Genomic DNA, 22120 nt, shown 5'->3' on the forward strand with positions numbered 1-22120 from the left:
GTCTATTCTTTTCCCGCTTCGCGAAACACCCAGTCGCGAAAAGCGCCAAGCCTGGACAGGCCGGCACACTCGGCGCGATACACCACGTAGTAAGCCAGTGCAGACGTAAACGTCACTTCTGGAAACAGCCGCACCAGCCGCCCTGCGGCAAGATCATCCCGCGCCATGACGCTACGCGCCAATGCGACGCCATGACCGTCGATGGCTGCTTGCAGTACCGCAGCAGAGTTGTTGATTCGCATGCCGCGGTTGGTGGTGACCGTCGACGCCCCTGCTTTCTCCAGCCAGGCATCCCACGATGCGAATCCAGCATGACTATCCACCGACAGGTCATGAATCAGCGTTGCCCTGGCAAGATCCGCGGGGACGCGCAGCCGTCGTTTCTGCCGGAGGAGCGCTGGGGAACAGACGGGATAGATCTCCTCCCCCATGAGCTTTTCCGCCACCAGACCGGGCCAATTTCCCGCGCCATACCGCACACCAATGTCAATCCCCTGGGCGACGAAGTCGACTGGTTTGAGATTGGTATCGAGCCGCACATCCGTATCGGGCCACGCCGCCTGGAAGCGATCGATGCGCGGCAACAACCACTTGGCCGCAAAGGCCGGACTGACCGCCACCGTGAGCACGCCGTTCGCCGAAGCCTCCTTGAGCCGCTCCACGCCAAGGCTCAATCGTTCGAATCCTGCGCGGATGTCCGGCAACGCCCGCAGCGCGGTTTCCGTGAGAAGCAGCCGCGCCCGGCCGCCACTGCTCCGATGAAACAGCAGCGTTCCGAGCGACTCCTCCAGGCTGCGGACAAGCTGGCCGACCGCCGCCGGAGTGACGTTCAACTCTGTCGCGGCAGCCGAGAAGCTTTGATGTCGAGCGCTGGCTTCGAACGCACGCAGCGCATTCAGGTGGGCTGGAAGCCTCATCTTTAGATAGATTTTCTTTTAGGAAGGCGCAGATTAACTCAGTTGCGACTTGGCTCGGCTGATCGAACAATCACTAAACCCGTGTTTTCATCTGGCAAGAGCAAGTCAATGCTCGTCGCCACGGCTGGATTGATCCCGAATACGAATACATAGTTTTTCTTCCACGGTTGCCAGCCCGGCCAGCGGCAGCTCCGACACCCGAAGAAAGTCGGGGCTCGGTGCCCCCCTGGTCCTGGTTGGCGGCGCTCTGCTCGGTTGTCCCCTTGCCATGCTCATTCGTCAAAATTTCTCTCAGCGTGCAATGGTCACGCCGGACCAGTACCAGTGGGTCGCCTCGCCACAGCGTGGCGTAGACCGCGTGATGCTGGATCGGGTGGGTACGGAAAAGGCGCGCGCCACCAGCGTGGTTCGATACGCTCCGGATTCACACTTTCCACCCCATCCGCATCCGGGCGGAGAAGAGATCCTGGTCATCGCTGGTACGTTCATGGAAGGCGAGCGCCGCTATCCTGCGGGCTGGTATCTGCGCAACCCGCCGGGCTCGTTCCACCAGCCCTCGACTGACGAGGGCGCGCTGCTGTTCGTGAAGCTGCAGCAGATGTCCGACGACGAGCACGAGCCCGTGCGCATCGACACGCGCGACCCGGCCCGCTGGACTCGCGCGGACATGCGCGATACGTGCGTGCTGTATGTCGGCCAAACCGAGCACGTTTCCATTGAACGTCTCGAACCGGGCATCGCGCTGTTCGGCAAGCCGGCCGGCGGCGCAGAGTTGTTTGTCCTGGAAGGCTCGCTACATGAAGGCACGCGCCAGTACGAGCCAGGCGCCTGGATACGGCTGCCGCCGGGCGACTGGCCGGCCATCGTCGCCGGTCGCCGGGGCGCCACCGCGTACCTCAAGACAGGCCACTTGTCATCGGGCAAGGAGACCCAGGGGGCCTCATGCTGACGACGCGCATTGCGATCATCGGCGGGGGCCTGAGCGGCCTCTACGCGGCCACGCTGCTTGACCAACAAGGTATCCACGACTATGTCCTGCTGGAGGCGCGCGATACGTTTGGCGGCCGCATCATGTCGTTGCAGGCAGACACCTCAGGTGCGCGCTACGACCTCGGCGCGACATGGTTCTGGCCGGCCCTGAATCCGGACCTGGCGCGCGTCGTCAACGCGCTGGGGCTGCAGACCTTTGCGCAGTTCGAGACGGGAGACATGGTGATCGAGCGTTCATTGACGAGCGCGCCCGTCCGTACGCCAGGTTATGCCAGCGCAGTGGAGGCGCTTCGCGTAGTGGGTGGCATGGCCGCGCTCACGGATGCCCTGTACGAGCGTCTCAGGCCGGCAGCCAGCATCTCCGGCCATCGCGTGCGCAGGCTGCGGCATTTGGGAGACTGCATTGAGCTGGAAGCTTACGACGCGCTCGGTTCGATGCTCTGCCATCGAGTCGGGCACGTGCTGCTCGCCGTACCGCCGCGGCTGGCATCGAGCACCATCGAATTTGCGCCGATGTTGCCGGAGGCGACCGCTCGGCAATGGCAGTCTTGCGATACATGGATGGCGCCACATGCCAAGTACGTGGCGGTATTCGACACGCCGTTCTGGCGCGCGCAAGGCCTTTCCGGCGAGGCGCGCAGCGCTGTCGGACCACTGGCCGAGATTCACGACGCATCGGCGCACACCAATGGCGGTGCGCTGTTCGGCTTTCTGGGCGTGCCGGCGCAGGTGCGGAGCCGAACCCTGGAGGCCACGCTGCTCGGCCATTGCCGGGCCCAACTGGTGCGGCTGTTTGGAGATCAAGCGGGTGCGCCCAAGGCCGAGTTCCTGAAAGACTGGGCGAGCGACCCTTACACCGCTGTCATCGCCGACCATAACCCTGGCCCGCACCATCACGGCCTACCCCTGCCGGCGACGCCGCCGGGGGCTTGGCAAGATCGACTGATTGGCATTGCGAGTGAATGGTCGCCGCGCTTTTCGGGCTATGCGGCCGGCGCGCTGGATGCTGCGCAGCGCGGTGTGGCGGCATTGCTCGCGCGCTTCGAGTCAATATCGACGTAAGGACCCCGGAACACTTCTGGCAAGCCGTTGCCAGGCGCTCGGCACTCAAAACACCTCGCAAACCGTCGCCCTGCATGAGCAGAATGAACAGTCAATGTTCAACAGTGATCGATTGCCGCGCACCTGCCCTCGCGTTCTGAACATCGCAATGCCCGAAATCGGAGATGCCCGATAGTCACGGTTAGCTGTCGGCAGATCAGCTGCACTGCGCAGCCATCCAGTTCTCAAGTGAGTGTCGCGCACCACCGCTGTTGCCCAGCGCCCGCGATTCCCTCATTGACTTGGGTAAGTCGACCTGCATCCCGTGAAGCCAATTTCAGCGGGTTCTCACTGGCGCATGACATGCATGCACTGGCACACCTGACTTGGATCGTGGCCGAATGCGCCGCGCATCGACCGGCCCTCCCGCCGCTACGCAACCCCTGAAACCCGCTTGATCTCTTCGGTCACGATTGCAATCAATGCCTCAGTCGCCGTGCTCAAGGGCCGCTGAGGATGGCTGACGCAAACCAGGTGCCGCACGATACGCGGCGCAACGATGGTATGCATGCGCAGTCGACCCTCTTCCACAGCGCGCTGCACCACGATGCGTGGCAATACAGTGGCGAAGCGCGTAGCTTCCACGAACTGTACGATGGTCCCCAGGATGTCAATTTCGAACTTGGGCGCCAGCGTGACGTCATGAGCCTGCGTGGCTGTGTCCAAAACCACGCGCAGGCCGTGCGACTTCGTCGGCAACACAAGCTCCAGCGCAGGAAGTTTCGCCATCTCCACCGATTCCGGTAGTTCAGGACCATTCGCGGCGCTCGTCACCAGAACCATCTCTTCATCATGCAGCGACTGGACCTGCAGTGCCAGCCGGCCCCGTTGGCGATGGACCACCGCTGCATCTAGCTGGCCCGCGGATACCAGGTTGATGAGTGCCGCACTGAAGCCATCCGCAACAGACACCTCAACGTTCGGATAGCTCGCGTTAAAGCGTGCCAGGGCTCCGACAAGCACGCTCTCCGTCTCGGAAGCCACCATGCCGATCGTGATGCGGCCGGCCATCAGCTCCTCGCGCTGCATCATCTGCTGCCGAGCACTCGCGAGGTCGCGCACGATAGGCAAAAAGAGTCGATGCATCATCCGGCCAGCAGCAGTTGGCGCCATACCGTGCGGGATGCGTTCAAAGAGCTTCTGTCCGAACTCATCCTCGAGCCTGGCTATCTGCATGCTCAGGGCCGGCTGCACGATATTCAATCGCTTGGCTGCCCGCGTGACGGAACCCTCTTCGAAGAGCGCGATGAAGTACTGGATTTGCTTGAGGTCCATATTCGGATGCGTGTGTACGGTACCGCGTGGCGACATCAATCTTTGTGGTCCGTCCCACGCAGGCTATGGCACCCGATGCCACCAGTGATGGGACGCGGTCATTCCCCAACCGGTCAACGCCCACGCCGGAAGTGCATCGCGTCCGGTATCAGAATAAATTATTTTGTTGATCACTAAATAATATTAGAAGTTATACCACGATCTCACTAATCTGCGATGGACGTTACGCAGTCCCGCCGATCCTCCGGCGCGGTCCCAATGCGTACAACGGAGTCGCAAATGAAGAGAATCGATGCTGGCGAGACGACCGGCACGGCGCAGGAGACACAGCGGACAACGGGGGAGCCCTACGTCGGCCGTCCGATGCAGCGCGTCGAAGATGCCGCCATCCTCATGGGCCGCGGCCGCTATGCCGACGACCTCGGCGTGAAACCCGGCACGCTCCACGCTGCCATACTTCGCTCGCCACACGCGCACGCTGAACTCGGTGTGATTGATGTCGCCGCCGCGCTCAGGGCGCCAGGGGTTCGCGCGGTGCTGACCGGAGCCGACCTGCCAGACTGGTCCAAGCCCTTCGTGGTGGGCGTCAAAGCGCCGATGGAGCAATGGGCTCTGGCAATGGACCGCGTGCGATACGTCGGTGAGCCCGTCGCCGTGGTGGTGGCCGAGAGCCGCGCCTTGGCCGAGGACGCACTCGACCTGATGCGGGTGGATTACCGTGTGCTGCCCCCCGTGGTGTCGATCGAAGCCGCAATTGCCGACGCAGCTCCTGTGCTGCACAGCGGCTTGGAAAGCAATGTCGCCAGCGATCGTCATTTCCGCTACGGTGACCCAGAGACAGCCTTCGCCACCGCACCGCATCGCGTTTCGCTGACCGTGCACTACCCGCGCAACACATGTACGCCCATCGAGTGCGGCGTGGTGATTGCCGAGCATCTGCCGGGCAACGAGGGCTATCAGGTCACCTCTAACTTCATGGGTCCGTTCTCGCTGCACGCCGTGATGGCGATGGCTCTGCAGGTACCGGCCAACCATCTCCGCCACATCGCTCCGCGCGACTCGGGAGGCAGCTTCGGCGTCAAGCAAGCCGTATTCCCCTACGTGGTGTTGATGTGCCTTGCCTCGCGCAAGGCCGGCGCACCCGTGAAATGGGTGGAGGACAGACTCGAACACTTGAGTGCCGCGACCTCGGCCACCGCACGCCTCTCGACCATCGAAGCCGCTGTCGAAGAAGATGGCCGGATCGTCGCGCTTGCCTACGATCAGCTCGAAGACTGCGGTGGCTACCTGCGCGCACCTGAGCCCGCGACCTTCTACCGGATGCACGGTGTACTGACAGGCGCTTACGCGATACCCAACCTGCGCGTTCGCAACCGCGTCGTGCTCACCAACAAGACCCCGACCGGCCTCGTACGCGGCTTCGGCGGACCGCAGGTGTATTTCGCGCTGGAGCGGCTCGTGCAGCGGATCGCGGTCGAGCTGAACCTCGATCCGCTCGACGTCTACCGCCGCAACTTCGTTCCGTCCAACGCCTTTCCCTACCGCGCTGCAGCCGGCGCGCTGCTCGATTCCGGCAACTACCAACTGGCGCTGTCTCGCGCGCTGGAAACAGGCGGCTACGACGAACTGAAGCACCGCCGCGACTCCGCGCGAGCAGAGGGGCGGCTCTATGGCATCGGCTTTGCGGCGATTGTCGAGCCCTCGGTATCGAACATGGGCTACATCACAACCGCCACGCCGGCGGAGGCACGCCGCAAGGCCGGCCCGAAGAACGGCGCCATCGCGAGCGCTACGGTCAGTGTCGACCTGCTCGGCGGCGTGGTGGTGACGATCGCATCCACGCCCGCCGGGCAGGGCCATATGACTGTGTCTGCTCAGGTCGTGGCCGACGTGCTCGGCATCGACCCAGCCGACGTCGTGGTCAATGTCGAGTTCGATACCCACAAGGATGCGTGGTCGGTGGCCGCTGGCAATTATTCCAGCCGGTTTGCGGGAGCCGTGGCAGGCACCGTTCATCTGGCTGCAACACGGGTGCGCGACAAGCTGGCGCGCATCGTGGCCTCGCATCTTGACTGCGACCCAGACGAACTGGTCTTTGCTCATGGGCGTATCGCGCGCAGGGATTCTCCCGAGACAGCCCTGGTGTTTGCCCGCGCCGCAAGCAATGCGCCGCATTGGTCGCCGCAATTGCTGCCCGCCGGTGAGGAGCCAGGTCTGCGCGAGACCGTGTTCTGGTCGCCGCCGAACCTTGACGCACCGGACGAGCAGGACCGCATCAACACCTCCGCATGCTATGGCTTTGCGTTCGACCTGTGCGGCGTGGAAATCGACCGCGCCACCGGCCGCGTACGCATTGACCGCTACGTGACAGCGCACGACGCCGGCAAGCTGCTCAACCCTGCGCTCGCCGACGGGCAGATTCGGGGCGCATTCGCGCAAGGGCTGGGCGCGGCGCTGATGGAGGAATTCCGCTACGGCCCGGATGGCAGCTTTCAGTCCGGAACGTTAGCGGACTACCTGTTGCCCACGACATGCGAGGTGCCCGATCCGATGATCGTGCATCTGGAGACACCGAGCCCGTTCACGCCCCTCGGGGCAAAGGGGCTCGGCGAAGGCAACAACATGAGCACGCCCCCTTGCATTGCCAATGCCGTGGCCGACGCCCTCGGCGCGCGGGATATTCGGTTGCCTCTGACGCCCGCCAAGGTCATGGCGATGATCGGTTTCGAAGACCCTCCGCCCTCGCGCCCCGAACTGTCGGAGACGGCAACCGCCAACGCTACCGGAAGCAAAGAAAGGGGCAAGGGAGCAAAGGCTCTGAGTGCACGTGGAACGGTTGATTTGGGCGCACCGCCCGAGGCCGTCTTCGCTGTGCTGCTCGATCCGCAAGCCCTGGCCCAGGTCGTACCTGGCTGCCACGTGTTAGAGCCCATCGGTGACAACCGCTATCGCGCCGACGTGACCGTCGGGGTGGGCATGATCAAAGCGCGCTACGAGGCCGAGATTGCGCTGTCCAACCTGGAACCGCCACACCGGCTGCGACTGTCCGGAGCCGGCCTGTCGTCGCTTGGCAGCGCGCGCGGCTCGGGCATGGTTGAACTCGTGCCGCACGAGGGTGGCACTCGTCTTACATACGACTATGAGGCTGAGGTATCCGGCAAGGTCGCAGCGGTTGGAGGCCGCATGCTTGAAGGCGCGGCCAAAGTCGTGCTCCGCCAGTTGTTTGAATCCCTCGGCCGGCAAGCGGGCGGTAAGCCAGCGCGCAAACCGGGTTGGGTCGCGCGCCTGCTCGTGCTTCTTGGAGCCCGTCGATGAAACCCGCCGCCTTTGACTATCTGCGCGCAGAGTCCGCGCAGCATGCCCTGGAACTGCTCGCACATACAGGTGAGGACGCTCGTGTACTGGCAGGTGGCCAGTCGCTGATGGCCGTTCTGAACATGCGCCTCGCGCAGCCGCAACTGCTGATCGATATCTCTCGCACCGATGATCTGAACACCGTACGAGTCGCCGACGGTCACCTTGAGATAAGCGCAGCAGCCACACAGGGCACCGTGGAGTGGCGTCCGTCGCTTGCCGACGAGGTGCCGCTGCTGAAGCTGGCTTTCCCGCACATCTCGCATTTCCAGATTCGTAACCGCGGCACGGTGTGTGGCTCCGTTGCCCACGCCGACCCGAGCGCCGAGCTGCCACTGGTGCTCACTGCACTCGGCGGGGAAGTGGTCCTGCGTTCTCTGCGCCGTCGCCGCGTGATGCCGGTCACCGATTTCTTTCAGGGAATGCTGATGACCGCGCGCGAGCCTGACGAGCTGGTGGAAGCCGTGCGCTTCCCACTACGGCAGCCCGGTGCGCGCCACGGCTTCACTGAGTTTTCTGCCCGTCATGGTGACTTTGCCCTGGTCGCGTGCGCGGCCATCGTCACCGACGATGCCATCGCCCTGGCCGTGGGCGGTGTAGCGGACCGTCCGGTACTCGAGCGTTGGCCGCGCCTGGAAGGCAAGGCGCTTGCAGACGCCATCAACGATTTCAGTTGGAAGCTGGGCGCCCAAGACGACGCCCATATCAGCGCGCAGTACCGCCGCCACCTCGTGCGGCAGCTTGGCATGCGCGCAATCGAGGAGGCAAGATGAGCAAGACCATGAAAGGCGGCGCGCCATCCAGTGCGCTCGCTGTGATGCGGCGAGAGGAGCGCCACCGCATCGCCCTGACATTGAACGGAAGCCCGCGCACCGGTCTGTGTGAACCGCGCGCGTTGCTGTCCGACTTCCTGCGCCATGAGCTCGGCACCACCGGCACCCACGTCGGTTGCGAGCATGGCGTATGCGGTGCCTGCACGGTGCGCGTGGACGGCGTTGCCGCCCGCTCCTGCCTGATGCTGGCCGTGCAGGCCGAGGGCCGTGCGGTCGACACTGTCGAAGGCCTCGCAACGCACGACGGATTGAGCGACTTACAGGAGGCTTTCCGCCGCCATCACGCCCTGCAATGTGGCTTCTGCACGGCCGGCATTCTCATGTCGTGCGCCGACTACCTGGAGCGGGTGCCCGAGCCGACCGAGGCGCAGGTGCGCGACATGCTGTCCGGCCATCTGTGCCGTTGCACGGGCTACACACCGATCATTGCCGCCGTCCTTGACGTCGCCGCCAACCGCGCACGGGCACGGCAGATGACTGCGCCGGCTTCCGAGGAGACCTGCAATGCTTGACCTCGGCCGCACATTCCTGCAGAGCGTGGAGCGCAGCCCCCACGCTCTCGCCATCGTCGACGGTGAGCTGCAACTATCCTATGCGCAATGGTTGACGCGCATCCGCAGCGTGGCTGCAGGCCTGCTTGAGCTCGGCCTGCGCCCTGGCGATCGCCTGCTTGCGATCCTGCAGAACCGATGGGAGATGGCAACCATTCACTGGGCCTGCCAGTTCACCGGCATCGTCATCGTCCCGCTGAATTGGCGTGCCAAGCCCGAAGAGCTGGACTATTGCGTATGTGACGCTGGCGCGAAAGCGCTGGTGTTCGAGCCGGTCAGTGCCGACGCCGTTCTCGGGAGTCCCGCCGCGCTGAACATCCCCCGTATCGCACTGGACAGCGCGCCATACGCTTCGCTGTCATTTGACACCCTGATCAGTACCGAGCCCCGGGCAGAAAGCGCCCTGTCCGAAGCTGATGACGTATCGCTGATGCTGTACACCTCGGGCACAACCGGACGGCCAAAGGGCGTGCCCCGCCGCCACAGGCAGGAGCGCGCTGCCGCGCTGGCGCACGTCGCCCAGAACCTGTACCGGCGCGGCGAGCGCACGCTTGGGGTGATGCCGCTGTATCACACGATGGGCGTGCGCTCCCTGCTGGCGATGGCACTGGTGGACGGTCTCTTTGTCTGCGTGCGGCGCTGGAGCTCGTCGCAGGCGCTGCAGGCTATTGCTGACCATCACGTGAGCTGTCTGTACCTCGTTCCAACGCTTTACCACGACCTGCTGGCCGATACAGGCTTTGACGCATCACGCGTGCGCTCGGTGACCAAGCTCGGCTTCGCAGGTGCCGCGATGAATGATGGTCTGCTGAAGCGGCTGGAGCAGGCGTTCCGCCCGGAGCTGTTCGTTAACCACTACGGCTCATCCGAGGTCTACACGTTCAGTATCGAGCAGCGCGCGGCAAGCAAGCCCGGCAGTGCAGGTCGTGCCGGGCTCAACACACGGCTGCGCCTCGTCCGCTTGGACACCAGCTCGCCGGATGCGGTCGTGGCCCCGGGAGAAGAAGGGCAGATCATCGTCGAATTGCGTGGCGACGAAGCTTTTGAAGGCTACTGGAACCGCGACGATGCCAACGCGAAGTCTCTGCATCAGGGCTGGTACTTCACCGGCGACACCGGCTACTTCGATGCAGAGGGAGACCTCTTCGTCAGCGGTCGCGTGGACGACATGATCATCAGCGGTGGCGAGAACATTTCGCCTGCTGACATCGAGTCGATCCTCTCACTGCACCCTGCCGTGGATGAGGTCGCCGTAGCCGGTTTGCCGGATCCGCGCTGGGGCCAAAAAGTCGTCGCCTTCGTCAAGCCCCACGGCGACGTAGATGCCCACACGCTCGATACGTATTGTCGCGACTCTGAACTGGTCAATTTCAAGCGCCCGCGCGACTACGTATTCGTAGCCGACATTCCAAAGTCACCGGTCGGCAAGATCCTGCGCCGCAAGCTGTCCGCGGGGGAATACACCGCCCTCCCCAGCCCTTCTTCCCACGATCTGAACAAGGAGTAACCACATGGATATGACCCAGGCCTTCGCATTGGCCCATCCCGATCAGCAACGACTGCAGGACCTTGACGGCTTTTCCGTTGAGATCGACCCGGCCCGCGAACGTGCGGACATCGTGTTGCACCGACCGCCTTACAACGTGATCTCGATGGCCGCCCGCGACCAGCTGCGCGCAGTGTTCGAGACACTGGACGCCGACGACCGCGTGCGCGTCATCGTTTTGCGTGCGTCGGGCGAGCATTTTTCGAGCGGCGGCGATATCAAGGGCTTCCTGGAAGCCTCGCCCGAGCATGTTTCCAAGCTGGCGTGGAACGTGGCCGCACCAGCACGCTGCAGCAAACCGGTCATCGCGGCAAACCAAGGTTACTGCTTTGGCGTGGGCTTTGAACTGTCGCTGGCGTGCGACTTCCGCATCGCCACCCATACGACCGAATACGCGCTGCCGGAGCAGAAGCTCGGCCAGATTCCGGGCTCAGGTGGCTCGGCGCGTCTGCAAAAGATGGTGGGCGTGGGCCGTACCAAAGACATCGTCATGCGCTCGCGCCGCATTCCTGGCCGCCAGGCATACGACTGGGGGATCGCCGTGGACTGTGTCGCTGACAGCGAACTGACAGCTGCCACAGACGCGCTGGTCGACGAGTTGCGGGCCTTTTCCCCTCTGGCTCAGCGCACAGCGAAAAAACTCCTGAACGACACAGAGGACGCACCGCTGTCGATCGCGATCGAACTGGAAGGGCACTGCTATAGCCGCCTGCGCAGTTCAGATGATTTCCGCGAGGGCGTAGAGGCATTCCATGGAAAGCGTAAGCCCGCATTTCGCGGCAGCTGACCGGATCGGCGGGCGAAATTGCACCGCCCGCCATGTAGGGCGCGAAGAACGGACCACGATGCTCATCGTGGCGTCGTAGGGCACCGTAGGTTCAGAAAACAACAGGAGACGACAATGGAAATGCTAGCTGACGATAAGGCGCCGCCCGATAGCGGCGCAGGGAGCATCGCACCACCGACTGTGAGCAACCGGCAGGTGCTGGGGGCAGTCACGGCTTCGTGCATGGGATGGGCACTCGATCTGTTCGACTTGTTCATCCTGCTGTTTGTCGCGCCGGTGATTGGCAAGCTTTTCTTCCCATCCGAGCATGCCATGCTGTCGCTGGCAGCGGTGTACGCATCGTTTGCGGTAACGCTACTGATGCGACCGCTAGGGTCAGCGATCTTCGGTTCCTATGCGGACCAGCGAGGGCGCAAGGGCGCGATGGTGATGGCCGTCACCGGCGTCGGCGTGTCCACGGCTGCCTTTGGGCTCCTGCCGACCGTCGGCCAGGTCGGCCTTCTTGCTCCGGCACTGTTTATCTTGCTACGGCTCGTGCAGGGGGTCTTCGTTGGCGGCGTGGTCGCATCAACGCATACCATCGGCACGGAGTCGGTCCCGCCGTCCTGGCGTGGCGCGGTGTCGGGGTTGGTGGGCGGCGGTGGCGCAGGTATCGGCGCACTGCTGGCATCAATCACATATATGACCGTCACCATGCTTTTTCCCGGCGAAGCATTTGAGACCTGGGGCTGGCGCTGCATGTTCTTTGCCGGCATCGTCAGCTCTGTGCTCGGGCTCGTCATCTTCAACTCGCTGGAAGAGTCCCCGCTGTGGAAACAACTCCAGGCTACCAAGACACACACGAAACTGCAGGCGCATCCGATACGGACGCTATTCTCGCCGGAATATCGCGGCATCCTGCTGGTCAACATCCTGCTGACCATCGGCGGCGGCAGCGCCTACTATCTGACGTCCGGCTACCTACCGACATTCCTGAAGGTGGTGATGAAAGTATCCGCCGGAGAGTCCGCCGCACTGCTGATGGTCAGTAGCCTGGGCGTGATCGTTGCCTCGGTAGCGGCCGGCCACCTCAGCTCGTTGATAGGGCGCAAGCGCGCGTTCCTGCTGATCGGTGCGACCGCACTGGTACTGATGCCGCTGCTCTATCAATGGTTGCCCGCCGCCTCGACCATGACCGCGAGATTCGTTTATACAACCTCGCTCAGCATGCTCGGCTGCGCTGGATTTGCACCGATCCTGATCTTCCTGAACGAGCGATTTCCCACAAATATCCGTGCCTCCGGAACAGGACTCTCATGGAATATCGGTTTCGCAATCGGCGGCATGATGCCGACACTGGCATCGCTGATCGCGCGCACACCAGCCGATCTGCCGCATGTTCTTGGCGTCACCATCGGCGCAGTGACGTTGCTGTATCTGGCCGGCGCACTCATCGTGCCAGAGACGACCGGCCGGCTTGGTGACAGCTAGCGGTAGCTTGAGCCGCCGCCCAGAACGACGTGGCTGTTAGCGGTTTTCTGTTCGAATCGCCAGCCGATTGGCGATCGCGATACCGAGTAATCCTCCGACCTCTCAGCGCGAAGACTTTCAGCGCAGCGAGCAGGTCGGAGCCCAACGTCTGCATCAGGAAGAGATCGAGCCCCCGGTGGCCGGTATCACTGATGCGCCGGGGTCGAGAATCCGAACCACTGCCCCCAGCCGCTTATGTAAGCAATTCCAAGGAAAAGGAAGTAACTCGAACTCGACCAGTTCGAAACCGTGTCGCCGTCTCTTAGGCGAACCGACCACTCATACTTCTTTCCGGGTTCGAGAGGCATCGCCACTTGATATCTCGGCTCGCGCAGGCCCTCTGCATATGCAACGAGAGGCCCACGTATGCTGCCCACGCCCAGTGCGGCAGAGCTGATACCCACAACCTCATACAGCGCGAAGTCATAGCGGATATTGCTCTTGGTGGAAGGCTTCCACTCCAGCACCGGCGTCAGGGTTGCGACAAGCGGGTATCCAGGCGTTGCACTCGTGCCGACCGCCTCGACACCCCGCAGGCTGCCACTGCACTGGACCCCGCCTCGCTGCGAACAGATCCCCCAGACGTCCGTGTAAGTGCCCAGCCGCTTTTCGGGTCGCATTAGTTCTTTTGCCGGCGCGCGCCTCTCCTCATTCAGGCGCGCCAGATTCCTCTGCACGGCAGCAGCGTAGTTGTCTTCAACGCCGAACGTATAGCGGCCTCTATCGACGGCAATGTGCAGATCTCCGAGGTATGAAGCGATTCCCGGCGAGGGCACGCTGAAGGTCACCCATAATCGTCCCCTCGTCGAACCGATGGCGTATGCGGCGACAACATATTGTCCGGGTGGGAGCGACCAGACGAAGCTACCATCCCCCTTGATACGATAGCCTTTTACGACATCGCCATCGAGCGATCGGACCGCAACGCGAAAGCCGTCAGAGAGGAGACCCGTTCCCCAGTCCTTCTCCTTGCCATCGATCACAAAGACGATGCGACCAAACACTAGCCCAGGAGTGGCTTGATCCGCGTTCACTTGCGGGCGGCCATATTCAGCTGGCACGCCGGCACAGCCCAATACGGTGAATGCCCCAACAATAACGGCACACAGCAGTAGCCGGCTACAGGTTGGAGAGTCTTGCCTGTTCACGGTCCCATCCATGCCATTGCAATTCGCGAACCTACTCGATCGACTTGGTTATGCCCCCGTGCTTGCGGATTACGGTATCGCCGCCGCCCATTCATGAAGTCATCAAAGCCTACATTCACCGCTTGGCTAGCGTAGTCGACGATGTCAGTCTCAGTCGCGGCATCGACATGCCAGATCCTCATGCACAGTCGATCCAGCTTACGTCGGTCGACCAAGGAGATCGCCATCCATGGCGGTCAGCAAGAACCGATACCCGCCCACACCATGCACCATAGAATGCGCTGCGTATCAGGCCTTGATGCGAATCAATCCATGAATGCTGGAGGGTGAACTTGCGTGCAACCTTCAAGAACAACTGTCCAGGCAACAACATCGGCTATCCCACCCGGCACTTGGCAGCCATCACGTGTACGAGTGTTGGTTTGCTCGGAAGGCTGACCCGCCTCCGACAGCAATCTGCATCGAGTATTGCTCCACGCAGAACACTGACCTAGCCGGCAACGGACTGGAGAACGGAGTGATCAACGTGGGTATATCGCGCAACATCCGACGCTGGCGCTGTCGCGATCAGATCCCGACGAAAATACGCCAGCAGTCCACAAGGCAAGCGCCATACCGGCTGAAGACGAAACGAGGAAATTCTTAGAGAAGAAAGAGCGAGAAGTACGCCTGACGTCAAACATCTTGCGAAACGTGGGGACGAGCATTTGGCCCGCCGTTGCAAGCCGGTTAACGAAGGCAGAGCGCACCACGTCCACTACCGGGAGATGAAGAACGCCCGCGCGGCTACCGAGCGTAACGGCCAACATTGGATTGCCAGCTTGAGGTTGATAAGCCCTTAGCCGATCGAAGCCAGCCAATACCTTTGAGATGTTGTCAGCCGCCGTCTCGACTTGACTGGCAATATGCCAAGCCATTTTGTTTTCATCGAGACCACTCATATCACCAAGCGCAAATGTTGGAGTGGAACCGACAACACGCAGCTCAGGGGGGATCTTGATCCGACCCTGCACGCTACCAGCGCGTTCTTGCACTTGGCTGTCCAGCGTTGGATGTCTTCTTCCATCTTCGTGCTCATCGTCACCCCACTTATCTTTTCCGTAGCCTCACGCAGTCTGTCCCCATCAGCATTCAGAGCGATACGGCATAATTCCCGACAAATGTTGAACAGGGCTTGTCCGCCCGCGCCGTTATGCCTTATGTCGTCACCGAATCCTGCATCCAGTGCAAATACACCGACTGCGTGGCGGTCTGCCCGATGGACTGCTTTCATGCAGGGCCCAATTTTCTGGTGATCGATCCGGATGAATGCATCGACTGCTCGATCTGCGCGCCGGAGTGCCCGGTGGGCGCGATCTATCCCGAGGCTGAGGTCCCGCCCGATCAACAGTCATTCATTGCACTCAATGCGCAGCTGTCGCGCCGGACTGACTGGCCTCGCCTGACACAAGTGCAGGCCCCGCTGGCAGACCACGCGCACTGGGCACAGATCAAGGACAAGCGCGACGCACTGGTCATCGCGCCCGAATAACAATGTGCAGCCGTCGCGGCGCGTCATGCGATGCCGCGCACGCTGCGCTCAACCGTCACCCTGCCCCGCACGCAGATACCTCTCATGACTGAACGCATCCTGCTCAACATCGAAGCTGGCGTTGCCGACGTCCGGCTCAATCGTCCGGAAAAGATGAACGCGATTGACCCGGCCATGTTCGAGGCCCTGGTCGCCACCGGCGAGCGCCTGATGCATGAAGCGGACCTGCGTGCCGTGGTGCTGTCGGGCGAAGGTCGCGCCTTTTGCGCCGGGCTTGACATGGCGAGCATGGCCAGCCTCGGCCAGGACAGCGCCGGGTCGGATATCAGCGGTGGCCGCCTGGCCAGGCGCACCCACGGTTCCGCGAATCTGCCGCAGTACGCTTGCACGGTATGGCGCGAACTGCCGGTGCCGGTATTCGCCGCCGTGCATGGCGTCGCTTACGGAGGCGGCCTGCAGATTGCGCTCGGCGCGGACATGCGCTACGTGACAGCCGACACGCGCCTATCGATCATGGAGATCAAATGGGGCCTGGTGCCGGATATGGGCGGTATGGTGCTCACACGCGGCCTCGTGCGCCCGGACCACCTGCGGGAACTGATCTACACCGGCCGCGTGGTGACAGGCGACGAAGCATGTGCCCTGGGGCTGGCGACCCGCGTGGTGGAAGACCCGCGCGCGGCTGCACTGGCCGCCGCGCGCGCGATCGCGCAGAAGAGTCCAGATGCCATCCGCGCCGCCAAGCGCCTCATGCGCCTGACAGAAGACAGTGACGCGACTGCCATTCTCGTGGCGGAATCCGTTGAGCAGGACCGGCTGATCGGCGCAGCCAACCAACGTGAGGCCGTGCGTGCCGCGATGGAAAACCGAGCGCCCGTTTTTCAGCCAGCCACCGAGCTGACAGGCAGCTAGCCGATCGTGAAGCGTTCAGGCGGCAGCATGCTTGCCGCCGAGCGCAGCCCGCATGGCGCGCGAGTGGCTGACCACCTCGTCGCGCAGGCGCGCGCGCAGCCCCATCGCAAATGCCGTCTCGGCCACCAGGAACAGCGGGCCGACGACCAGCCCGGCAAGATCATCGACAAACGCAGGCTTGCGGCCTTCGTAATAGTGACCGACAAACTGGATGATCCAGCCGATCACAAACAGGCCGATGCCCACGGCCAGCCAAGCGGCCGTTGAATGCCCGGCCACCTGGCCGCCTGCCCACACGCACAGGCCGATCAGGGCAGACATCACCACGCCGAACGCAGCATCCAGGCGCAGGTAGAACACGGTCACCGCCGCCAGCAGAATGAGCGCGGGTGTGACGTTCACCCCGTTGACCGCGGCGAACACGGGCCTCGACAGCAAGATCGCCACGGCCAGCACGATGGCTGGAATTCCCACGAAATGCGTGGCGATATTGCGGCCGTCCTGATGATAGGCAGCGTAGTTCGACAGGTGATCAGACAGGGTGCGCATGATGGTCTCCGGTTTTGTGCGTTTGCAGCATGGACGCCGCAATTGCCCCCTCGTTATGATCTTTTCATCGTAGTCAGTGAATGGCGCTGCGCTCTGTCGCATAGCCGACAAACTGCCCCCTCCCAAGACGGCTCCGGCCACTCCGTCACCGCCCCATGGATCGCCCCCGTTTCTCGCCGACCGCATCGGATGGCCTCCCCTATCGCGAGCGCTTGCACGCCAGTAGCTGGTTCGGCGCGCTCGAGCCCGCCTTGCAGGATGCCCTGATGAGCATTGCGACCGTGCGGCGGCTCCGGATAGGCGATGTGCTGTTCAGGCGCGGCGACCCGCCTGACGGCCTGTATTGCGTTGTGGAAGGCACCGTCTGCATCGGTGCCACCAGCCCTGACGGACGCGAAGCACTGCTGGCGGTGCTGGAGCCCGTCAACTGGTTTGGAGAGATCGGCGTCTTCGACCGCCAGCCGCGTACGCACGACGCCCGCGCCGACACCAATACGACCTTGCTTCACATGCCGCAAGCCGCGCTGATCACGCTGCTCGAGACCACGCCGGCGCTGCTGCACGCCTTTGCCCTGCTGCTGACCCACAAGCTGCGGCTGACGTTCACCGTGCTGGAAGAAACGGCCCTGCTGCCCGCTCCGGTACGGGTGGCCCGCCGCTTGCTGCTGATGGCCGACGGCTATGGCGACTTGCGCCTCGGCACGCACCGTGTGCTGCGCGTGCCACAGGAGCAGCTTGCGCAGCTGCTCGCGCTGTCCCGCCAGACCGTCAACCAGGCGCTGAAAGACCTCCAGGCGCGGGGCATGCTCAAGCTGGCCTACGGCGAAATTGAACTGCTGGATGTCCAGCGCCTGCGCGATCTCGCCCGCGGATGAGTTGGCATCCAATTCCCCACATGCGATGCGCCAGGAGGAATCCTATAATGTGTTCCCACTCGCACATTCGCCCTTTGCATGGTGCGGAGTCGGCGATGCGAGCCCTTCTCCAAGAGAACCATCATGCCCCGCCAGACCCCCATCGAGCGCTATCGCAACATCGGCATCTCGGCGCACATCGACGCCGGCAAAACCACCACGACCGAGCGCATCCTGTTCTACACCGGGGTCAATCACAAGATAGGCGAGGTGCATGACGGCGCGGCCACGATGGACTGGATGGAGCAGGAGCAAGAGCGCGGCATCACCATCACGTCGGCGGCCACGCACTGCATGTGGCGCGGCATGGCCGGCAACTACCCCGAGCACCGCATCAACATCATCGACACCCCGGGCCACGTCGATTTCACCATCGAGGTGGAACGCTCCATGCGCGTGCTGGACGGGGCCTGCATGGTCTACGACTCGGTCGGTGGCGTGCAGCCGCAGTCGGAAACCGTCTGGCGTCAGGCCAATAAGTACAAGGTGCCGCGCATTGCGTTCGTTAACAAGATGGACCGTATCGGCGCAGATTTTTTCCGCGTCGAGCGCCAGATGCGTGAACGCCTGAAGGGCAACCCGGTGCCGATCCAGATTCCCGTTGGCGCGGAAGACGGTTTCCGCGGCGTGGTCGACCTCGTCAAGATGAAAGAGATCTTGTGGGACGATGCCTCGCAAGGCGTGAAGTTCGAATACACCGACATTGACCCGGCGCTGCTGCCCATCGCGCAGGAATGGCGCGAAAAGATGGTGGAAGCCGCGGCGGAAGCGGACGAGGAATTGCTCAACAAATACCTCGGCGGCGAAGAGCTGACCGAGGAAGAGATCAAGCGCGCCTTGCGCAAACGCACCATTGCCGGCGAAATCCAGCCGATGCTGTGCGGCTCCGCTTTCAAGAACAAGGGCGTGCAGGCCATGCTGGACGCGGTGGTCGACTACCTGCCTTCGCCGGTGGACATTCCCGCTATTGAAGGCCATGGCGAGAAGGACGAGCCGCTTGAGCGCCATCCCAGCGACAGCGAGCCCTTCGCCGCCCTCGCCTTCAAGATCATGACCGACCCGTTCGTCGGCCAGTTGGCGTTCTTCCGCGTGTACTCGGGCAAGATCAATTCAGGCGACACAGTCTACAACTCGGTCAAGCAGAAGAAGGAACGCCTGGGCCGCATCCTGCAGATGCATGCCAACCAGCGCGAAGAGATCAAGGAGGTGCTGGCTGGCGATATCGCGGCAGCGGTCGGCCTGAAAGACGTCACAACGGGCGAGACACTGTGCGACCCCGAGCACGTCATCGTGCTGGAGCGCATGGAGTTCCCTGAGCCCGTGATCAGCCAGGCTGTCGAGCCCAAGACCAAGGCCGACCAGGAAAAGATGGGGATCGCCCTGAACCGCCTGGCACAGGAAGATCCGTCGTTCCGCGTGAAGACCGACGAGGAATCCGGCCAGACGATCATCTCGGGCATGGGTGAGCTGCACCTGGAAATCCTGGTTGACCGCATGAAGCGCGAGTTCGGCGTGGAGGCCACCGTCGGCAAGCCGCAGGTGGCCTACCGCGAAACCATCAAGAAGGCCGCTGAAGACGTCGAAGGCAAGTTCGTCAAGCAGTCGGGCGGTCGCGGCCAGTACGGCCACGCGGTCATCACGCTGGAGCCGAACGAAGGCAAGGGCTATGAGTTCGTCGACGAGATCAAGGGCGGCGTGATCCCGCGCGAGTTCATTCCGGCCGTGGACAAGGGCATCCGCGACACGCTGAATACCGGCGTGCTGGCCGGCTACCCGGTGGTCGACGTCAAGGTGCGCCTGACCTTCGGCTCTTACCACGACGTGGACTCGAACGAAAACGCCTTCCGCATGGCAGGCTCGATGGCCTTCAAGGACGCCATGCGCAAGGCCGGCCCGGTGCTGCTCGAGCCGATGATGGCAGTCGAAGTGGAAACGCCAGAAGACTACATGGGGAATGTGATCGGCGACCTGTCTTCACGGCGCGGCATGGTGCAGGGCACGGAGGATATTCCGGGTGGCGGCGGCAAGGTCGTTCACGCTGAAGTGCCGCTGGCCGAGATGTTCGGCTACTCCACCAACCTGCGCTCGCTCAGCCAGGGTCGCGCGACATACACGATGGAGTTCAAGCACTACGCCGAGGCACCGCGCAATGTGTCGGAAGCGGTCATGGCAGCCAAGAAGGCCTGATCGAGCTGGCGCTGCATCCACACTGTGCGGCCACCTTCGGGTGGCCGTTTTCGTTCAGCGCAGCCACGTCAGCCACGCGTAGATCACCACCGAGGCCACGGCCAGGAAGGGGACGGAATACGCATGGAACAGCAGCCAAGCACGGCGGTCGCCCGCCATGCGCAACGCGATCAGGTTGGCGAGCGAGCCGACGAGCGTACCGAAGCCGCCCGCGCTCACCGCAAATGCAATCATCGGCCAGTCGTGCGAATACTCGGCCAGCAGGATCGCCGCCGGCACGTTGCTGATGATTTGCGACACACCGATACCGGTCCAGTACAGATGCAGCGGGTTATCCAGCGCCAGCGCATCCAGCGCTTGCCGCACAGCGCCAAGCTGCGCCACCAGTCGCAGGTCAATGAACATCAGCACGAACACCAGCAACAGGCCCCAGTCGACCCGCGCCAGCACATAGCGCGCGCCGGCAAGGTACAGCACGACCAAACCCGCGAGGGCGGCCAACGGGTATCCGAAATCGGTCAGTACCAGAAACGGCACGTACAGCGCCAGCGCCGGCAGCAGTAGACGCTTGTGCAGTTCAACCTCACCGGTTTTCGCGTGCAGATGGATTTCATGCGCGGGAAACGCCAGCCACGTCGCCAGCAGCAGCAACACCGTCAGCAATACCACCAGCGGGACCATCTGCCACACGAAGGCGCCGAACGACAGGCCCGACTGGTGCCACAGGAACAGGTTCTGGGGATTGCCGATCGGCGTGAGCGCCGAGCCCGCATTGACCGCCAGCGCCTCGAAGATGACGAGCCGCGTCACCGGCAGCTGGGCCACCTTCCGCAGACCGACAGTCAGCGGCACGATGACGAAAAGCGCCACATCGTTTGTCAACAACGTCGACAACGCCGCAGACGCGCCCACAAGGCTGAGTGCGAGCACGCGTTCACTGCTGACCGCATCGACCAGACGGACACCCAGCAGTTGCAGCATGCCGCTGGACTCAACGGCTTTGGTCAGGATCAGCAGCCCGGCAAGCGCCGCGATGGTGTGCCAGTCCACCAACCCCGGGTATTCCGGAAGGCGTTGCGGTGCGGCAAACGTGAGCACGGCGCAAACCGACAGCAGCAGCCAGAAGAAGACGTCTTGCTTGAGGGTGTGCCAGAACGGCGGGTGATGGGGAACGGCAGGGACCGTAGGAGAAGACGGCACGGCTTCGATCGTGCGCGTGCGTGGCGAATCGCCGTGCATATGACAGACTGGAAAACGTTGGCGCAAGCGCGCACAAATCGGCCCGGCGCCGTTTGCCGGGAGGATTGTACGCGTGCCGCTATCCGGCGCTCAATCTCTGACCGGCCACGCGTGCGTGGGCCGGTCAGTGCGCGGCGATACCGCTTACGATTCTTACGATTCGCGCGAGCCGGAACCCGAGCCCGGGCGGTCGGAACCGCCGGACGCGCCGCCCACGCCCGGTCGGTCAGACCCGGCCATGCGCGAGCGGTCTTCGGTGCTACCGGCGTGCGGTGCACCCTGCTGGCCCGCCTGGCTGTGAGACGCGCCGGGGTGATAGGCGGACTGCGGATGGCGCTCAGGACCGCGGTACTGGCCCGCCAAGCCGTGTCCACCCGTCGAGCCCCCCATCGATCCGGACTGTGCCGATTCTGCGCCCGGCGCGGTGGCGGCGAGCGGTTGGGTCGGGCGGCTGGCGATCACGCGTTCGATCTCGGCGACGGCCTCACGCGGGGCCAGCACCACTTCGAGGCCCAGCGCGCCGGCCACCGCCATCAGCGTCGACAGGCGAGGATCGGCACGCCCGGATTCCGCGCGCAGATACGCCTCGCGAGAGATGCCGGCCATCTTGGCGACATCTTCCTGTTTGAGCTTGCGCGACTTGCGCAGACTGTGCAACTGCTTGAAGGGCTGTTCCATCTGTTCGCTCCTGCACCTGAGATGGGAAACACCGCCGGGCCGGGGGACCCGGACGATGGGCTGAAAATATGCGGATATTCGGTGGACTGCACCTTGTCC

Annotated in this window: 19 protein-coding genes; 12 read left to right on the forward strand and 7 right to left on the reverse strand. The window is 63.2% G+C overall.

Annotated features, from left to right (window positions below):
• Positions 1-2: 2 nt before the first annotated feature.
• The gene (gcvA, locus tag R2N03_RS06955) at positions 3-917 is read right to left on the reverse strand and encodes a transcriptional regulator GcvA (RefSeq protein WP_316656761.1); all 915 of its coding nucleotides are present in this window, start codon (positions 915-917) and stop codon (positions 3-5) included.
• Between the two features lie 268 nt (positions 918-1185).
• Between gcvA and R2N03_RS06960 the strand changes: the two genes are divergently transcribed.
• Both R2N03_RS06960 and R2N03_RS06965 read left to right on the forward strand, forming a co-directional pair.
• Positions 1186-1866 carry a cupin domain-containing protein gene (locus R2N03_RS06960; RefSeq protein WP_316656764.1) on the forward strand — a complete coding sequence of 227 codons (681 nt, stop codon included), beginning with the start codon at positions 1186-1188 and terminating at the stop codon, positions 1864-1866.
• On the forward strand, positions 1860-2969 hold the full coding sequence (locus tag R2N03_RS06965; protein ID WP_316656766.1) for a flavin monoamine oxidase family protein: 1110 nt from the start codon (positions 1860-1862) through the stop codon (positions 2967-2969). The genes R2N03_RS06960 and R2N03_RS06965 overlap by 7 nt, the downstream gene beginning before the upstream one ends.
• A 411-nt stretch (positions 2970-3380) precedes the next feature.
• On the opposite strand, the gene R2N03_RS06970 is transcribed toward R2N03_RS06965, so the two are convergent.
• Positions 3381-4283 (reverse strand): LysR family transcriptional regulator, encoded by a 903-nt coding sequence (locus tag R2N03_RS06970; protein WP_316656768.1) that lies wholly within the window; start codon positions 4281-4283, stop codon positions 3381-3383.
• 279 nt (positions 4284-4562) lie between these two features.
• Here R2N03_RS06970 and R2N03_RS06975 point away from each other — a divergent pair, with 279 nt between their 5' ends.
• The 6 genes from R2N03_RS06975 (at position 4563) to R2N03_RS07000 (ending at position 12824) form a co-directional block, all read left to right on the forward strand.
• Positions 4563-7598: a xanthine dehydrogenase family protein molybdopterin-binding subunit gene (locus tag R2N03_RS06975; protein ID WP_316656770.1), complete on the forward strand. Its 3036-nt coding sequence runs from the start codon at positions 4563-4565 to the stop codon at positions 7596-7598.
• Entirely contained in the window at positions 7595-8410 is an 816-nt protein-coding gene (locus R2N03_RS06980) for an FAD binding domain-containing protein (RefSeq protein WP_316656773.1), read from the forward strand. The genes R2N03_RS06975 and R2N03_RS06980 overlap by 4 nt, the downstream gene beginning before the upstream one ends.
• Entirely contained in the window at positions 8407-8982 is a 576-nt protein-coding gene (locus R2N03_RS06985) for a (2Fe-2S)-binding protein (protein ID WP_316656777.1), read from the forward strand. Before R2N03_RS06980 ends, R2N03_RS06985 begins: the two co-directional genes overlap by 4 nt.
• On the forward strand, positions 8975-10528 hold the full coding sequence (locus R2N03_RS06990) for an AMP-binding protein (protein ID WP_316656779.1): 1554 nt from the start codon (positions 8975-8977) through the stop codon (positions 10526-10528). The genes R2N03_RS06985 and R2N03_RS06990 overlap by 8 nt, the downstream gene beginning before the upstream one ends.
• Before the next feature lie 10 nt (positions 10529-10538).
• Positions 10539-11354: an enoyl-CoA hydratase/isomerase family protein gene (locus tag R2N03_RS06995; protein WP_316657773.1), complete on the forward strand. Its 816-nt coding sequence runs from the start codon at positions 10539-10541 to the stop codon at positions 11352-11354.
• A 114-nt stretch (positions 11355-11468) separates the two neighbouring features.
• Positions 11469-12824, forward strand: coding sequence for an MFS transporter (locus R2N03_RS07000; RefSeq protein ID WP_316656781.1), 1356 nt, complete (start codon positions 11469-11471; stop codon positions 12822-12824).
• Between the two features lie 185 nt (positions 12825-13009).
• Here R2N03_RS07000 and R2N03_RS07005 read toward each other — a convergent pair whose 3' ends face one another.
• Together R2N03_RS07005 and R2N03_RS07010 are read right to left on the reverse strand one after the other, a co-directional pair.
• The gene (locus tag R2N03_RS07005; protein WP_316656784.1) at positions 13010-14011 is read right to left on the reverse strand and encodes a hypothetical protein; all 1002 of its coding nucleotides are present in this window, start codon (positions 14009-14011) and stop codon (positions 13010-13012) included.
• Between the two features lie 521 nt (positions 14012-14532).
• Positions 14533-15045, reverse strand: a complete 513-nt coding sequence (locus R2N03_RS07010) for an NAD(P)/FAD-dependent oxidoreductase (protein WP_316656786.1) — start codon at positions 15043-15045, stop codon at positions 14533-14535.
• 158 nt (positions 15046-15203) lie between these two features.
• On the opposite strand from R2N03_RS07010, the gene fdxA reads away from it, so the two are divergent.
• Positions 15204-15542: a ferredoxin FdxA gene (gene fdxA / locus R2N03_RS07015; protein ID WP_316656789.1), complete on the forward strand. Its 339-nt coding sequence runs from the start codon at positions 15204-15206 to the stop codon at positions 15540-15542.
• An 84-nt stretch (positions 15543-15626) separates the two neighbouring features.
• The gene (locus tag R2N03_RS07020) at positions 15627-16454 is read left to right on the forward strand and encodes a crotonase/enoyl-CoA hydratase family protein (RefSeq protein WP_316656791.1); all 828 of its coding nucleotides are present in this window, start codon (positions 15627-15629) and stop codon (positions 16452-16454) included.
• 15 nt (positions 16455-16469) lie between these two features.
• On the opposite strand, the gene R2N03_RS07025 is transcribed toward R2N03_RS07020, so the two are convergent.
• Positions 16470-17003 (reverse strand): Mpo1 family 2-hydroxy fatty acid dioxygenase, encoded by a 534-nt coding sequence (locus tag R2N03_RS07025; RefSeq protein WP_316656793.1) that lies wholly within the window; start codon positions 17001-17003, stop codon positions 16470-16472.
• Positions 17004-17158: 155 nt separating this feature from the next.
• On the opposite strand from R2N03_RS07025, the gene R2N03_RS07030 reads away from it, so the two are divergent.
• Together R2N03_RS07030 and fusA are read left to right on the forward strand one after the other, a co-directional pair.
• On the forward strand, positions 17159-17878 hold the full coding sequence (locus R2N03_RS07030) for a Crp/Fnr family transcriptional regulator (protein ID WP_316656795.1): 720 nt from the start codon (positions 17159-17161) through the stop codon (positions 17876-17878).
• Between the two features lie 123 nt (positions 17879-18001).
• Positions 18002-20104: an elongation factor G gene (gene fusA, locus R2N03_RS07035; RefSeq protein ID WP_316656798.1), complete on the forward strand. Its 2103-nt coding sequence runs from the start codon at positions 18002-18004 to the stop codon at positions 20102-20104.
• Between the two features lie 54 nt (positions 20105-20158).
• On the opposite strand, the gene R2N03_RS07040 is transcribed toward fusA, so the two are convergent.
• Together R2N03_RS07040 and R2N03_RS07045 are read right to left on the reverse strand one after the other, a co-directional pair.
• Positions 20159-21343: an anion transporter gene (locus tag R2N03_RS07040; RefSeq protein ID WP_316656800.1), complete on the reverse strand. Its 1185-nt coding sequence runs from the start codon at positions 21341-21343 to the stop codon at positions 20159-20161.
• Positions 21344-21496: 153 nt separating this feature from the next.
• Complete coding sequence (locus tag R2N03_RS07045; protein WP_316656803.1) at positions 21497-22021, reverse strand: helix-turn-helix domain-containing protein; 525 nt, start codon at positions 22019-22021, stop codon at positions 21497-21499.
• Positions 22022-22120 lie beyond the last annotated feature (99 nt).

Origin of the sequence: Ralstonia condita (genome assembly GCF_958405655.1) — a bacterium.
Lineage (GTDB): Bacteria > Pseudomonadota > Gammaproteobacteria > Burkholderiales > Burkholderiaceae > Ralstonia > Ralstonia condita.